General features: G+C 68.7%; 14 protein-coding genes and 3 pseudogenes. 11 read left to right on the forward strand and 6 right to left on the reverse strand.

Annotation, left to right across the window (positions count from 1 at the left end; translation table 11 throughout):
- Positions 1 to 2: 2 nt before the first annotated feature.
- Both QZM72_RS03250 and QZM72_RS03255 read left to right on the forward strand, forming a co-directional pair.
- Positions 3 to 551, forward strand: a complete 549-nt coding sequence (locus QZM72_RS03250; RefSeq protein WP_301737144.1) for an alpha/beta hydrolase — start codon at positions 3 to 5, stop codon at positions 549 to 551.
- On the forward strand, positions 548 to 913 hold the full coding sequence (locus QZM72_RS03255) for a hypothetical protein (protein ID WP_089471568.1): 366 nt from the start codon (positions 548 to 550) through the stop codon (positions 911 to 913). The genes QZM72_RS03250 and QZM72_RS03255 overlap by 4 nt, the downstream gene beginning before the upstream one ends.
- Positions 914 to 961: 48 nt before the next feature.
- On the opposite strand, the pseudogene QZM72_RS35565 reads toward QZM72_RS03255, so the two are convergent.
- Together QZM72_RS35565 and QZM72_RS03260 are read right to left on the reverse strand one after the other, a co-directional pair.
- A pseudogene (locus tag QZM72_RS35565) lies at positions 962 to 1,060 on the reverse strand (LysR family transcriptional regulator); the annotation flags it as partial.
- 20 nt (positions 1,061 to 1,080) lie between these two features.
- Positions 1,081 to 2,031 carry a LysR substrate-binding domain-containing protein gene (locus QZM72_RS03260; RefSeq protein WP_301737145.1) on the reverse strand — a complete coding sequence of 317 codons (951 nt, stop codon included), beginning with the start codon at positions 2,029 to 2,031 and terminating at the stop codon, positions 1,081 to 1,083.
- Positions 2,032 to 2,180: 149 nt separating this feature from the next.
- Here QZM72_RS03260 and QZM72_RS03265 point away from each other — a divergent pair, with 149 nt between their 5' ends.
- From QZM72_RS03265 to QZM72_RS03285, 5 genes are all read left to right on the forward strand, one after another.
- Positions 2,181 to 3,305, forward strand: a complete 1,125-nt coding sequence (locus QZM72_RS03265) for an FAD-binding oxidoreductase (RefSeq protein WP_089471570.1) — start codon at positions 2,181 to 2,183, stop codon at positions 3,303 to 3,305.
- Positions 3,298 to 3,597, forward strand: a complete 300-nt coding sequence (locus tag QZM72_RS03270) for a (2Fe-2S)-binding protein (RefSeq protein ID WP_301737146.1) — start codon at positions 3,298 to 3,300, stop codon at positions 3,595 to 3,597. The genes QZM72_RS03265 and QZM72_RS03270 overlap by 8 nt, the downstream gene beginning before the upstream one ends.
- A complete protein-coding gene (locus tag QZM72_RS03275; RefSeq protein WP_301737147.1) occupies positions 3,594 to 5,030 on the forward strand; it encodes an NAD(P)/FAD-dependent oxidoreductase in 1,437 nt (478 codons plus the stop codon). The genes QZM72_RS03270 and QZM72_RS03275 overlap by 4 nt, the downstream gene beginning before the upstream one ends.
- Before the next feature lie 40 nt (positions 5,031 to 5,070).
- Entirely contained in the window at positions 5,071 to 5,853 is a 783-nt protein-coding gene (locus QZM72_RS03280) for an ABC transporter substrate-binding protein (protein WP_089471573.1), read from the forward strand.
- Between the two features lie 160 nt (positions 5,854 to 6,013).
- Positions 6,014 to 6,925 (forward strand): LysR family transcriptional regulator, encoded by a 912-nt coding sequence (locus tag QZM72_RS03285; RefSeq protein WP_301737148.1) that lies wholly within the window; start codon positions 6,014 to 6,016, stop codon positions 6,923 to 6,925.
- 69 nt (positions 6,926 to 6,994) lie between these two features.
- On the opposite strand, the gene QZM72_RS03290 is transcribed toward QZM72_RS03285, so the two are convergent.
- Complete coding sequence (locus tag QZM72_RS03290; RefSeq protein WP_301737149.1) at positions 6,995 to 8,014, reverse strand: aldo/keto reductase; 1,020 nt, start codon at positions 8,012 to 8,014, stop codon at positions 6,995 to 6,997.
- Between the two features lie 331 nt (positions 8,015 to 8,345).
- Between QZM72_RS03290 and QZM72_RS03295 the strand changes: the two are divergent.
- Positions 8,346 to 8,582, forward strand: a pseudogene (locus tag QZM72_RS03295) (DUF4148 domain-containing protein); the annotation flags it as partial.
- Between the two features lie 9 nt (positions 8,583 to 8,591).
- Here QZM72_RS03295 and QZM72_RS03300 read toward each other — a convergent pair.
- From QZM72_RS03300 to ampC, 3 genes and pseudogenes are all read right to left on the reverse strand, one after another.
- Positions 8,592 to 8,702: pseudogene (locus QZM72_RS03300) on the reverse strand (NmrA family NAD(P)-binding protein); the annotation flags it as partial.
- A 139-nt stretch (positions 8,703 to 8,841) separates the two neighbouring features.
- Positions 8,842 to 9,504 carry an ankyrin repeat domain-containing protein gene (locus QZM72_RS03305; protein WP_301737150.1) on the reverse strand — a complete coding sequence of 221 codons (663 nt, stop codon included), beginning with the start codon at positions 9,502 to 9,504 and terminating at the stop codon, positions 8,842 to 8,844.
- 91 nt (positions 9,505 to 9,595) lie between these two features.
- Positions 9,596 to 10,765, reverse strand: coding sequence for a class C beta-lactamase (gene ampC / locus QZM72_RS03310; RefSeq protein WP_301737151.1), 1,170 nt, complete (start codon positions 10,763 to 10,765; stop codon positions 9,596 to 9,598).
- Positions 10,766 to 10,797: 32 nt separating this feature from the next.
- Here ampC and QZM72_RS03315 point away from each other — a divergent pair, with 32 nt between their 5' ends.
- The 3 genes from QZM72_RS03315 to QZM72_RS03325 all read left to right on the forward strand — a co-directional run bounded on the left by QZM72_RS03315 (position 10,798) and on the right by QZM72_RS03325 (position 13,448).
- Positions 10,798 to 11,100 carry a hypothetical protein gene (locus QZM72_RS03315; RefSeq protein ID WP_301737152.1) on the forward strand — a complete coding sequence of 101 codons (303 nt, stop codon included), beginning with the start codon at positions 10,798 to 10,800 and terminating at the stop codon, positions 11,098 to 11,100.
- 273 nt (positions 11,101 to 11,373) lie between these two features.
- Entirely contained in the window at positions 11,374 to 12,672 is a 1,299-nt protein-coding gene (locus tag QZM72_RS03320) for a hypothetical protein (RefSeq protein WP_301737153.1), read from the forward strand.
- The gene (locus QZM72_RS03325; protein WP_089471739.1) at positions 12,666 to 13,448 is read left to right on the forward strand and encodes a DUF1266 domain-containing protein; all 783 of its coding nucleotides are present in this window, start codon (positions 12,666 to 12,668) and stop codon (positions 13,446 to 13,448) included. The genes QZM72_RS03320 and QZM72_RS03325 overlap by 7 nt, the downstream gene beginning before the upstream one ends.
- Positions 13,449 to 13,462 lie beyond the last annotated feature (14 nt).

The following is a 13,462-nucleotide window of genomic DNA, read 5'->3' on the forward strand; positions in this document are numbered from 1 at the left end:
GGATGATGCAAACCGATATCGAAGCCCCCGGGCCTGCCGGCCCGCTGCGCGGCACGCTGTTGTCACCTGCGACGGGCGATGTCCCGGTGGTGCTGATCGTGCCGGGATCGGGCCCGACCGACCGGAACGGCAACAATCCCTACGGCATTCAGGCATCGATCTATCGTTTGCTGGCCGAAGGATTGCTCGGTCAAGGTATCGCGTCGGTTCGCATCGACAAGCGCGGCATGTACGGTAGCGCGTCGGCGATCGCGGATGCGGACGACGTCACGATCGACGATTACGCGGCGGACGTTCGCGCGTGGGTGGCCGCCATCCGGGCGCGGACCGGTGCGCGCCGCGTACGCGCCCGGCTGACGATCGTCGCGAATGCCAATCACGTGCTCAAAACCGTTCACACGGACGCGCGGGACGAAAACCTTGCCGCGTACTCGCACCCGGATCTTCCTTTGGCCAGCGGGGTGGTGGAAGCCATTTCGGCATTCGTTCGGGAATCGACCGGCGGCGGGATGGGTCGCCCTGCGCTTTCGCAACGGAAAAACGCGCGATGACGCACCTGATTCGATTCCGGGTTCGGCCTGTTTATCACGGTAGCGATCTGCTGGTCGAAATACTCGACGACCACCGCGCGGCCGATTTTCCGGATCTCGCCGGGATTCTCCGGGATGCGCTGCATGCCGTCCGGCTCCCGCATCCGGACGGCCTCGACGACCCGCACGTCGCCTTGTCGCAGGACCGCTATTTCAGCTATTGGACGTACGATCGCGGCCACTATGAAATCGACGACGATATCTGGGGCTGGTGTGTCACCGCGCCGGTGAACAACCGGGCCATCGTCGCGGACATCGAGCGGGCGCTGCTCGCGACCGGCAGATTCAGCAAGGAAGCCGTGGATTTCGGCAAGTTTGCGTGACGCAAAGCGATCGCCTCCGCCGGTACGTCGAACCGGTCCACTCCTCCGCTAATCGAGGTACGGCTTCAATACGCCCCCGATCCGGTCCATGACAGCCCGCCCACGCGGCGAAAGGTTGCGCCGATGCGCGACGACGAGCGACGCGGCGCAATAGGACCGGCGGCACTTCATCCGCGCTTCGGCACGGGCAGTGGCGAAGCTGCCCGTGTCGAACCGGGCGCGCGCATCCTCGCGAACGCATCGCGCAAATCCGCGCAAAACGCGTCGCCGATCATCGACAGCGGCTGCGACGCGGACGTCACCAGGTAGAAGTGATCGGGCACGGCCGGCTCGAACGGCTTGACGACCACACGCTCGCCCGCGTACGCGGCCGTCACCGGATCGATCAGCGCGACGCCGGCGCCGTTCGCGACGAACGCGACGATCGTCCGCGACAACTGCGCCTCGATCGACAGCACGCGCGACACGCCGGCTTCGACGAATACGCGGTCGATCGCGCTGCGCGCCTCGAAACTCGGCGGAAACGAGATGAACGATTCGTCGCGCAGGTCGGCCGGCTGCACGACGCGCTTGCGCGCAAGCCGATGCCCGCGCGGCACGATGCAGCACATCGCGCTTTCCGCGAGCCGCTCGCCGCGCACGGCCGGATGCGGGACGGGTTCGGCGATCAGCCCGACGTCGCATTGCCCCGACGCGACCTTGTCGACGACGGTGGACGCACTGTGCGCGAGCAGCGTGACGTCGACGCCCGGATGCGCGAGCGAAAAACGCGTGACGATTTCCGGCAACAGGTCGAGCGCGACGGCCGGCGAACCCGCCACGCGCAGCGTGCCGCGCCGCATCGCGCGGATCTGTTCGGCGGCCTGCGCGACGCGGTCGAGGCCGACGAACGCGCGTTCGACCTCTTCGTACAACACGCGCGCTTGCGCGGTCGGCGTGAAGCGCCCCTGCTGCCGCTCGAACAGCACGAAGCCGATCCGCGCCTCGAGATCGGCGATCAGCCGGCTCACGGCCGGCTGCGAGATATGCAGATCGCGCGCCGCGCGCGTGACGGTATGGCGCTGCATCACCGCGCGAAACGCTTCGATCTGGCGAATTCTGAGCGAGGGCGTGGTCATAACACTGGATTATGAGTCGTTGATCAAGCTGTATTGGACAGCCCATTTTGCCTGTCCGAACATCGGTTCCGCAACGTACTTAAAGCAAGGAGCCGTGCCGCCATGGGATATAACACGCAACCGCCTCACCCGCGACACCGGAGCCGCGCATGACCGTGCGCCGCTTCGACGTCGTCGTGGCCGGCGGCGGTCTCGTGGGCATGGCCATCGCGTGGGGCATCGCGCGTCTCGGCCAGCGTGTCGCGGTGTGCGACGGCGACGACATCGCGTTTCGCGCGGCGCGCGGCAATTTCGGGCTCGTATGGGTGCAGGGCAAAGGCGGCCGCTGCCTGCCGTATGCGCGCTGGTCGTGCGAATCGTCGGCGCGCTGGCGCGCGTTTGCCGCGCAGTTGCAGCGCGAAACGGGCGTGGACTGCGCGTTCGACCGCCCGGGCGGCATCGAGTTGTTCGAGCAGCGAGCGGAACTCGATAGCGCAACTGGCCTGCTCGAATCGCTGCACCGCCAGGACGCCGCGCTGTCGTACGAGGTGCTCGATCCGGCGGCGCTGCGCCGACGCATTCCCGCGGCGTCGGCATCGCTGGCCGGCGCGCTGTGGTCGCCGAACGACGGTCACGCGAATCCGCTCTACACATTGCGCGCGATGTTGCACGCGTTCCAGCAGTGCGGCGGCGTCTATCTGCCGCGCAGCGAAGTCACGGAGATCCGCCCGCGCGCCGGGCGCTTCGAGATCGACACGCGTCACACGCGGCTCGAAACCGGGCGCGTGGTGCTCGCGGCCGGCCTCGACAACGCGCGGCTCGCGCCGATGGTCGACCTGCGCGCACCGATCTCGCCGCTGCGCGGCCAGATCATGGTCACCGAGCGCCTCGCGCCGTTTCTCGACTATCCGACGCTCGTCGTGCGCCAGACATCGGAAGGGTCGGTGTTGCTCGGCGACTCGGCCGAAGACGTCGGCTTCGACGACGGGCAGACGCGCCAGGCGATGGTCGACATCGCGCGCCGCGCCCGTACCGCATTCCCCGTGCTGGCGCACGCACGCATCGTGCGCGCATGGGGTGCGCTGCGCATCATGACGCCCGACGGCCTGCCTGTCTACGAGGCGTCGGCCACGTACCCCGGCGCGTTCATCGCGATCTGCCACAGCGGCGTGACGCTCGCGGCGACCCACGCCGATCTCGTCGCGCCGTGGATCGCCGGCGGCGCCGCGCCGGCCGACCTGTCCGCCTTTACCACCGCGCGCTTCGCCGCGCCCACGGAAGCCCGGCATGTTTGAATCCCTCGTTCCCGCCGCCGCGATGCTCGAACGCGTGCGCATCCATATCGACGGCACGCCGCACGACGTGCCCGCGCAATACAGCGTCGCGGCCGCGATGCTCGCCGCCGGTTCGGCCGCGTGCCGCACGAGCGCGGTGAGCGGCGCGCCGCGCGGCCCGTTCTGCATGATGGGCGTGTGCTTCGACTGCCTCGTCGACATCGACGGCGTGCCGAACGTGCAAGGCTGCATGACGCCCGTCGCCGACGGCATGCAGGTGCGCACGATGCACGGCAAGGCGAGGCTCGCATGACGCGCCGCCAGTGCGACCTGCTGATCGTCGGCGCCGGGCCGGCCGGGATGGCGGCGGCGACTGCCGCGTGTGCGGCCGGCTTGTCGGTCGTCGTCGCGGACGAAGGCCGCGCGCCCGGCGGCCAGATCTATCGCAACGTGGCCGACGCGCCGGCGCCGCTCGCGCAATGGCTCGGCGCCGACTACACGGCAGGGCGCCCGCTCGTCGACGGCCTGCTCGCCAGCGGCGCGCATTACCTGTCGCGCAGTGTCGTGTGGCAAATCGCGTTCGAGCCGGAACCCGTCGCGATGCTCACGCAAAGCGGCCCGTCGCGCGGCACGCTCGAAATCGGCGCACGCGCGGTGCTGATCGCGACCGGCGCGCAGGAGCGGCCGTGGCCGGTGCCGGGCTGGACCTTACCCGCCGTGATGGGCGTCGGCGCCGCGCAGACGCTGCTGAAAGCGTCGGGGCTCGCACCATCGGCCGACGCCGTGCTCGCGGGTAGCGGCCCGCTGCTGTGGTTGTTCGCCGCGCAATTGCTGAATGCCGGCCGGCGCGTGCGCGCGCTGGTCGACACGACACCGCGCGACGCGTGGCACCGCGCGCTCCCGCATGCGCTGCCGGCGCTGCGCGGCGCCGACTATCTGCTCAAGGGCTGGCGCATGTTGCGCGCGGTGCGCGACGCCGGCATTCCGGTCTATCGCGGCGCGACCGATATCCGCATCGACGGCGACGACCGCGCCGAACGCATCCGCTTTCGCGACGCGCAAGGCGTCGTGCAAGCGCTCGACACGTCGCTCGTGCTGCTGCATCAGGGTGTCGTTCCGTCGACGCAGCTCGCGCGTTCGCTCGGCTGTGCGCACGAATGGGACGAATCGTCGGCATGCTGGCGGCCGCGGTGCGACGCGCGCGGCCGCAGCAGCGTGCCGCACGTGTGGATCGCGGGCGACGGCGCCGGCATCGGCGGCGCGCGGGCGGCGGCGCTGGCCGGCGAAGTGTCGGCGCTCGACGTCGCCGCGCGACTCGGTGCGCTCGACGTGCAACGGCAGGCCGCACGCGAACGCCCGGTACTGCACGCGTTGCGCCGCCATCTCGCGGTGCGCCCGCTGCTCGACGCGCTGTACACGCCGCCCGCCGCGCTGCGCCGCCCCGATGACGACACGATCGTCTGCCGCTGCGAGGAAGTCACGGCCGGCGAGATCCGCCAGCTCGCGGCGCTCGGCTGCCAGGGGCCGAACCAGATGAAGGCGTTGACGCGCTGCGGGATGGGCCCGTGCCAGGGACGCTGGTGCGGCACGACGGTCGGCGAACTGATCGCCGACGTGCAGCAGCGCAGCGTCGGCGACGTCGGTCACTACCGGATCCGCGCGCCGATCAAGCCGGTGACCGTCGGCGAGATGGCCGACGCGCTCGAACTGTCGAACGATTTTCAGCGCGGCGAGTTTCCGAGCTGACGCGCACGCCTACGCTTCCCCACCCGAACGGAGCCTGACCATGAAGACGCGCATCACGATTCTCCTTTCCGCCGCCGCGATGGCCTTCGCGTCGCCGGCGTCGGCGAAGGAATGGACGACCATCCGCATCGGCGTCGATCCGACCTACCCGCCGTTCGAGTCGACCGCGACCGACGGTAGCGTGAAGGGTTTCGACATCGATCTCGGCAACGCGCTGTGCGCGAAGCTGAATGCGAAATGCGTGTGGGTGTCGAGCAGTTTCGACGGACTGATTCCGGGGCTGCAGGCGCGCAAGTTCGACGTGATCCTGTCGTCGATGGCCGCGACCGAACAACGGCGCCAGCAGATCGACTTCACCGATCGCCTGTATCGCAACCAGACGCGATTGATCGCGCGCACCGGATCGGGGCTGCTGCCGGATGCGGCGAAGCTCGCCGGCAAGCGCATCGCGGTCGAACAGGGCACGATCCAGGAAACCTATGCGCGCGAGAAGTGGGCGGCCGCGAAGGTCGAGGTCGTGCCGTACCCGAGCTACGACCAGGCATATGCGGATCTCGTCACCGGGCGCGTCGACGGCGTGCTGATGGATGCCGTGCAAGGCCAGCTCGGGTTCCTCGCGACGCCGCGCGGCAAGGGCTTCTCGTTCGCGGGCGGCGTGGTGTACGACGCGAAGATCATGGGCAACGGCGACGCGGCCGGCGTGCGCAAGGCCGACGTCGACCTGCGCGACGCACTCAATCGCGCCATCGCGCAGATTCGCAGCGACGGCACGTACAACAAGATCCAGTCGAAATACTTCGACTTCGACATGTACGGGAATTGACGGCGATTACGGGTTCGGTTCGGCTTCGCCCGTGCCGCTCATGCGAGCGCCGCGTCGTGCAGCGCTCGGCGGGTGCCGCGCCGCGTCAGCCGTCTCGAGATTGCGCGGATAAGTCCTTTCTGGACATAATCCATCTATCTTGAGTCCGATAAGGTCTGACATGCTCGACATCCGCCAGCTTCAGTACTTCATCGCGGTCGCGGAAGAAGAACACGTCGGCCGCGCCGCCGAGCGTCTGCATATTTCGCAATCGCCGCTCAGCCGCCAGATCGCGCAGCTCGAGGAAAAGCTCGGCCTCACGCTGTTCGAACGCAGCCAGCAGCGCATTCGCCTGACGCGCGACGGGCGCACGTTCCTCAGCGAAGCGCACGCATTCCTGCGCCATGCGAACCGGCTCGAATCGCTCGCGCGCCGGCTCGGTCGCGGCGACGAAGGCGGGCTGTGCATCGGCTACCTCGAAACGGCCACGCACTCGGGCGTGCTGCCGCGCGCGCTGAAAACGCTGCGCGCCGAACGCCCGTCCGTTCATATCGCTTTGTATAACTATCAATCGGCCGCGCAGCTCGAAGGCTTGCGCGAGCGCAGCCTCGACATCGCGCTCGTCACCGAGCCGCCCGCGCCGGACGATCCCGAGCTCGAATCGACGAAGGTGCTGGACGATCCGATGCTGCTCGCGATGCCCGACGGGCATCCGCTCGCGAAGAAAAAGACGCTCGTCGCCGGCGATCTCGCCGCGCAGGCATGGATCGGCGTCACGCAGCAGGACAGTGCGCCGCGTCACGGTGCGTTCGTCGCGGCCTGCGCGAAGGCCGGCTTCTCGCCGGACATTTCGGTGGAAGCAACCGAGCCGCTCGCCGCGCTCGGCCTCGTCGCCGCCGGGCTCGGCGTGACGATGATCCAGCAGAGCCTGCGTCACCAGGTGCCGGAAGGCGTCGTGCTGCGCGAGCTGCCGTGGTTCAGCTATCGCACGCCGCTGTGGGCGGCGTGGCACAAGGTCAACCTGCGGCCGCTGGTCGGCATCTTCCGCGAGATCCTGACCGGCGAGGACGCCATCGCGACAGTCGGCAAATAACTCGACGAAAGCGCGGGGCGGCGTTGCAACGCCTTGTGCGCCGGTCGCGCGTGCGTCGAGCTTTGCGGATCAACGATCGGCCGGCAGCGGTGCATTGGCCGCGATCAGGCCTTGTTCGCGCATCTCGCGCCAGAAGTCGGCCGGAATCGCCACGTTCAGCGCCGCCTGGTCTTCCGCGATCCGCTCCGGACGGCTCGCGCCCGGGATCACCGCGACGGTGGCCGGATGCGACATCGAGAACTGCAACGCGGCGGCCTTGATCGGCACGTCGTAACGCGCGGCGATCGCCTTGATCCGGTCGACCTTCGCGAGGATGTCCGGCGAAGCCTTCTGGTATTCGAAGTGCGTGCCGCCCGCGAGCACGCCCGAGCTGTACGGGCCGCCAACGACGATCCCGACGTTCCGCGCGGCCGCCGCCGGCATCACGCGTTGCAGCGCGCGCTCGTGGTCGAGCAGCGTGTAGCGGCCGGCCAGCAGCATGCCGTCCGGTTGCGGTTCGGCGAGGTCGAGCACCAGTTCGATCGGTTCGACGCGGTTCACGCCGAGGCCCCATGCGTTGATCACGCCTTCTTCGCGCAGCTTGCCCAGCACGCGGAACGCGCCCTTGCGCGCCACTTCGAATTGCGCGAGCCATTCGTCGCCGTAGAAGTCCTGCGCGATGTCGTGCACCCACACGATATCGAGGCGGTCGGTGCGCAGGCGCTTCAGGCTGTCCTCGATCGAGCGCAGCGTCGCGTCGGCCGAATAGTCGTTGACGATGCGGTTCGGCCGGCCGTGCTCGAACAGGCCGCCCTTCTCGCCGAGATCGCGCGCCGACACCTCCTCGATTTCGTCGAGGATCACGCGGCCGACCTTCGTGCTCAGCACGTATTCGTCGCGCGGATGGTTCGCCAGCGCGTCGCCGAGGCGGATTTCCGCAAGACCGGCGCCGTAGAACGGGGCCGAATCGAAATAACGCATGCCGTGTTGCCACGCGGCTTCGACGGTGGCCGCGGCTTCCGCGTCGGGGATATTGCGAAACATGTTGCCGAGCGGGGCGGTACCGAAACCGAGGATCTTGTTGCCGGGCAGCTTGTCTTTGAGACTCACGATTTTTCTCCAGGGAGGATGGAAAGCGAGTTCAGTCTAGGGACGCGGGTTAAGTCTGTCCAAGACGGAATTCGACATAGTTGAGTCCCGCGAGGTCTGATGCGGCGATTGGCGGCGTGTTTCGATCCGTGGCGCCGGCGCGCTGTTCGGGCGAACTGCCCGGCAGGCAAGGCTACCGAGCGAATTCACGTTCGATTCATGACTCAGGCTCAAAAATGACTTGGCCGGGCGGCCATTTTTCCCGGCCGCCGCGATACCTATATTGGGTGCACTCGCAACGACATCGACGTGGTCGACGTGGATTGCGGCTGACTCCACCCCACAGGTACCCATGATGAAAACGCGCGTTTCCTCCACCCTCGCCGCCCTGATCCTTTCCGCACCGGCGCTGTCGTTCGCGCAACAAGCCGGCCATCAACCGACCCGCGCCGAAGTGAAGGCCGAGATGGCCCGCCTCGCGGCGGTCGGCTACACCCCGGCGCTGGATCACAACCAGTATCCGGCCGCGATCCTTGCCGCGGAAAAGCGCGTGCGCGAAAACGCCGTCGCGCAGGGCGCGCCGAACGCCGCACCGGTCGCCGTCGCGCACCAGTCCCGTGACGACGTGCCCGGCCGCGACGAGCCGCGCGACCACCGATCCGCCGATGTAGCCGGCCGCGCCCGTCACGAACATCCTGAGGCCTTTCATCCGTTGCTCCGGGCGCGAGACGGGCCATGCGGCACGCGTCCGGCGAGATGTCGTGCGTCGCAGTATCGACGGCCGGCGCCGGCGCCGGAAGGCAAGAATCACTAAAACAGTTTCGCGCGCGGCGGGATGATCGACCGTGTCAGACGAAGCCTTCTTCGACCAGCGTGCAGCCGTCGGCCGTGATTTCATGCCGCTGGCCCGAGCCGCCGACCACGCGGCTCCAGCTCGCGGATACGAGCACGGCGGCGGCGCCGTCCGTGCGCAGCGCGTAGTCGAAGCCGCCATACATGCCGGGCACCACGAACCACATGCGGTCGGCCTGCGCGTCGTATTCGAGCAGCGGTTCGAGTTCGGGCAAACGTAGCGCGTCGAGCCGCAGGTGCGCGATGCGGCCGACGATCATGTCGTGGAAATGGCGTTGAATGGCGCACAGCGTGCCGTCGGGCACGAAACGCCGCGGCTGTGGCGTCAACAGCTCGACCAGATGCCGATGTCCGCGCCGCGCGGCGATATCGACCGGGCGCTCGCGGCGCGCATCGCGCAGCGTGCGCCATGCACCGAGCCGCAGCAGTTCACCGACGACCTCCCGCGGTGCGCCGCCATACGCGGCCTGATGCAGCGGCGCGTAAAGCGACGTGCCGCCCGGCCGCGTCGCGTTGACGAGCGCCGGCTGTTGCGCCAGGCGTTCAAGCAGCGTCGTCCATGCGCCGTCGCGCGCCGCGTCGGCCAGCGCATGCCGGCTCGCCAGCTGCGCGTCGTCGAGCACGTTCGCGCCCGTGATTCCGTCCCATGCGATGCTCAATCGGCTGTCCTCCGTCGCCCGGTGCCTCGCTCGCCGCGCACCGGATTGCCCGCCCATCATAAGCATTTCCCGACGGGCGAGCGTGGCGACGTTACCGCGCGTCGCCGAGCGCGCCGAGAATCCGGTATGCGGCCTTCACGCGGTCCTCGATCGGCACGTTGCCGTTCGCGAGCATCACGATTCCGATCCGCTTCGCGGGAACGAACGCGACGTACGTACTGAAGCCGCCGGTCGACCCCGTCTTGTTGATCCAGGTCGCGGGGTTCGGCGCGAGCGGCGGCTGGATCGCGCTCGCCGGCACCGCGTCGAACAGCATCTTCGGCGCGTTGCCCGCGAGCAGCGTCGGCAGCGCGACCGGGTACGGATACTGTTCCCAGATCAGATCCTGCGTCAGCGGCCCCGCGCGGAAATAGCCGGTGTGCGTGCGTTCGATCGCGCGCTGCAGGCGCGGCGCCGTCGGGATCATCCCCATGTTCGCCTGCACGAAGCGCAACAGGTCGGCCGCCGTGGTCCGCACGCCGTACGCCGGCTGCCACAGCATGCCCTCCGTCATCCGGACCGGCTTGCCGTCCTTCGTGTAGCCCTGCGCATAGTCGGCCATGCGCGCGTCGGGCACGTCGATGTACGTGTGCGTCATCCCGAGCGCGGGAAAGAGCCGCTGCGCCATCAGCGTCGCGAAGTCCTCGTGCGCCGCCTTCGCGGTTAGCCAGCCGAGCATGCCGATCGCGACGTTCGAATACTTGCGGTGCGTGCCCGGCGCATACGCCGGCCGCCACGCGTCGAGATAGCGGATCAGGCCCGCGTCGCCGCGGATGCTGTCCGGCACCTGCAGCGGCGTCCCGCCGGGCGTGTGCGTGCCGAGCTGGAGCAGCGTCACGACGCCGAACGGCCTGCCTTGCAGCTCGGGCAGATATTGGGCCACGGGGTCCGCGAGCGACAGTTCGCCGCGCTCCTGCGCGTCCGCGGCGAGCGTCGCGGTCAGCGTCTTGCTGACCGAGCCGATCTCGAACAGCGTGTCGCCCGTCACCGGCTTGCCGGTCTGCTTCGACATCACGCCGTAGTCGAACACGTACGGCTTGCCGTCGGCGACGATGCCGATCGCCATGCCGGGAATCGCGTACTGCTTCATCAGCGGCGCGACCTGGCGCGTGACGGTGTCGTGGAGCGCGTCCTGCGTGACGGCGGCCGCGCGACCGGCCGTGGCGGTCGCGCATGCGGCGACGAACAGGGTCGCGGCAAAGCGTGTCGCGTTGAATCGCATGGGTGCGGTTCCTTTCGATTTCCGATGGTTGCATGGACAACAGATCCGGCCGCGCCGCGCGCGTCGGCCGTCCTGTCGAAGCAGGACTATCCGCTACCGCCCGGCCGCCAACAATCGACGATATGTTGCGCGAGCCGAAAGAAAAACTTATGAGATACGCAACATGCGGGATGGGGGTGGGGGCCGCGCCCCCTCGGAGCCGCATGCCCATTTTTCAGGAAAACCTGCCGGTTTCTACAGCATCGAACCCGCTGGCCGAATGGCGCCGTATCGAAAATCGACGAAAAAGAGATAAGTCTGGTCAGATCCACGCGCGCGGCTGGCGGCGCGATTGATTCATCCGCCCGGATCGAAGTAGACTCGCGGAAGCCAAAAATAAAATCCGACCTGAGAGAAACAATGAATCGCCATTTCCCGATCGCCCGCTTCCGCGTCGTTGGCTCCCGCGTGGTCGCGTGATTTTCACGCACCGACCGACCTGAACCGAAATACGCGACGCCGCCGCGTTTCTGCGCGCGCACGTTCGCCGTTTCGTCGTTGAGCCAGAAGAATCGCCAGGGTGGGCGCGCACCGTCCGCGCCCACCCGGCCCGACCGGAGAGCGAGCCCGTGACCGAAACCGTGGCCGCGTCGGCCTATCGGCCGCGCGATGTCGTCAATGCGCCCGACATCAAGACGGCCATCGCACGCCGCAGCGCCGAGCGCGGCGATCCGGCCGAGATCCGCGCGTGGCTCGGCAACCATTTCTTCCGCTGGGTCGTCGGCGCATTCGAGCAGGCTCGGCCGCTCGCATCGCTCTCCGATTACCGCGCCCTCGCCGGCGTCGACCGGCCGGCGCCCGAGTGGCTCGTGCGCCGGTTCCGCGGGCAATCGGCGTCCGCGCCGTCCGAGGCATCTCCGGCATCCGGCCCGACGCCCGCCGCGGAGAAGGCGTCGCTCTACTTCATCGATCCTGAGCACATGCTGCTGATCGACCGCGAACGCGTGCTGGTCGAATTCCTGCGCTCGCGCGCCGGCACGCGGCTCGCGCAGAAACTGCAACGCATCACCTGCGCGATGGCGCTCGACATGTGGGAACGCGAGCACCAGCGGATGCAGGCGCGCCGCGACAAGGGCTGGGTGCCGAGCAGCGGCCTCGCGCTGCGCGAGGTGCTGCGCACGCCGAACGGGATCGTGTTCGAATTCGTCGGCGATCATGCGGCGCTGCGCGAGGAACTCGCGTACGAGTCGTACTACATGCAGCACTGTCTCGGCCAGTTCGCGGATCGCCGCCGGCTGCGCGGCGGCTACGGCGAGCAGTACGCGCAAGCCGCACGGGACGGCCGGCTGCGCCTCTTCACGCTGCGCGGCGCGGGCAACCAGCCGCACGTGACGATCAGCCTGCAGGCGAGCGGCGACGGCCTGCGCATCGACCAGATCAAGGGCAAGCAGAATCGCCATCCGGTGCGCCGCTATGCGGACGACGTCCGCCAGTTCCTGCGCGCGCTCGCGCCGCGCGGCGAGCGTCATCCCGATTGCGAGGGCATGGGCCTCGTCTTCGAACCGGATGCGCCGGGGGCGGCCACCGGCGCGTGGACCTTCGTCACCGACGTGCGCTCGTCCGACCATCTGCTGAGCGTGATGAGCGAGAACTTCCACCTGATCGAGCATTTCGAGCAACCGCCGGCCGTGCTGCAATGGCTGCTGCTGCGCAACGCGCCCTATGCGCTCGGCCAGTTGCGCCAGATCGATCCGGCCGTCGCGGCGGCCGCGCGCCATGCGTTGCCGGCCGATGCGCTGCCGGCCGCGCACCTACCCGACGCGGCGACCGCGGCAGCCGCATTCGAGATCGAAGGCATCGCGATCGATCCTGCGCTGTGCGCGGCATTCGCGTTGCCCGCGCCGACGGACGGGAGCGCGTCATGCTGACACTGCTGCTTGGCGCGGCCGTGCTGTGGCTCGTGTGGTACGTGTGGCGCTCGTTGCGGGTCGCCGCACGGATGGTGCGCGAAGTCGACGCCGATCAGGCCGCGGGCGCCGACAGCACGGTGCCGGTGCGGCAAACCACGGCCGTCAGGCTCGCGCATGCGCAGGCCGAGCAGGCGCCGCCGAACCGCCGCCGCTGGGCGCTCGCGCTGGCCGACATCCTGCTGATCCGCAACGGGCTGCGCTGCGATTGCGACGACCTCGTCCATGCGCTGCCCGATGCGCAGCGCGAACAGCTCGCGCGCCAGGTGCGGCGCGAACTCGACCTGCCGGCCGACCTGCCCGAGTGGCAGATCGTGCAACGCGTGCCGTCGATCCTCGCGGGCTGGATTCGCGGCGTCGGCCGCTCGCACGACGGCTTCTACGAACAGCTCGCCGCCGTCGGGCGCGTGCGCGACGCACTCGCGTTCGATTGCGCGCGCACCGCGTTTCTCGTGCGCTGCATCGCGCTGCTCGGCTGGGCGTCCGAACAGCACGCGTGGATCGTGCTGCTGCTCAATGCGCAGCGCGCGCAGGACAGCTTCGACAGCTGGGAAGACTTCGGGCTCGCGTATGCGCGGGCGCGCCAGCAGTGGCTGCGCGGCAGCGGCCAGGACGGCCCCGCGTCGTCGCGCGCCACGCAGGAAGTACGCGAGTACCTGCGCAATCCGTCCGGAAACTGGCTTTCGCTGCCGTGGAAGCGCTACCGCATCTTCGATCCCCAACCCGTTTCGTCATGACCGCCGATACCGAC

The sequence above is a fragment of the Burkholderia sp. AU45388 genome (assembly GCF_030481585.1).
Classification (GTDB): domain Bacteria; phylum Pseudomonadota; class Gammaproteobacteria; order Burkholderiales; family Burkholderiaceae; genus Burkholderia; species Burkholderia sola.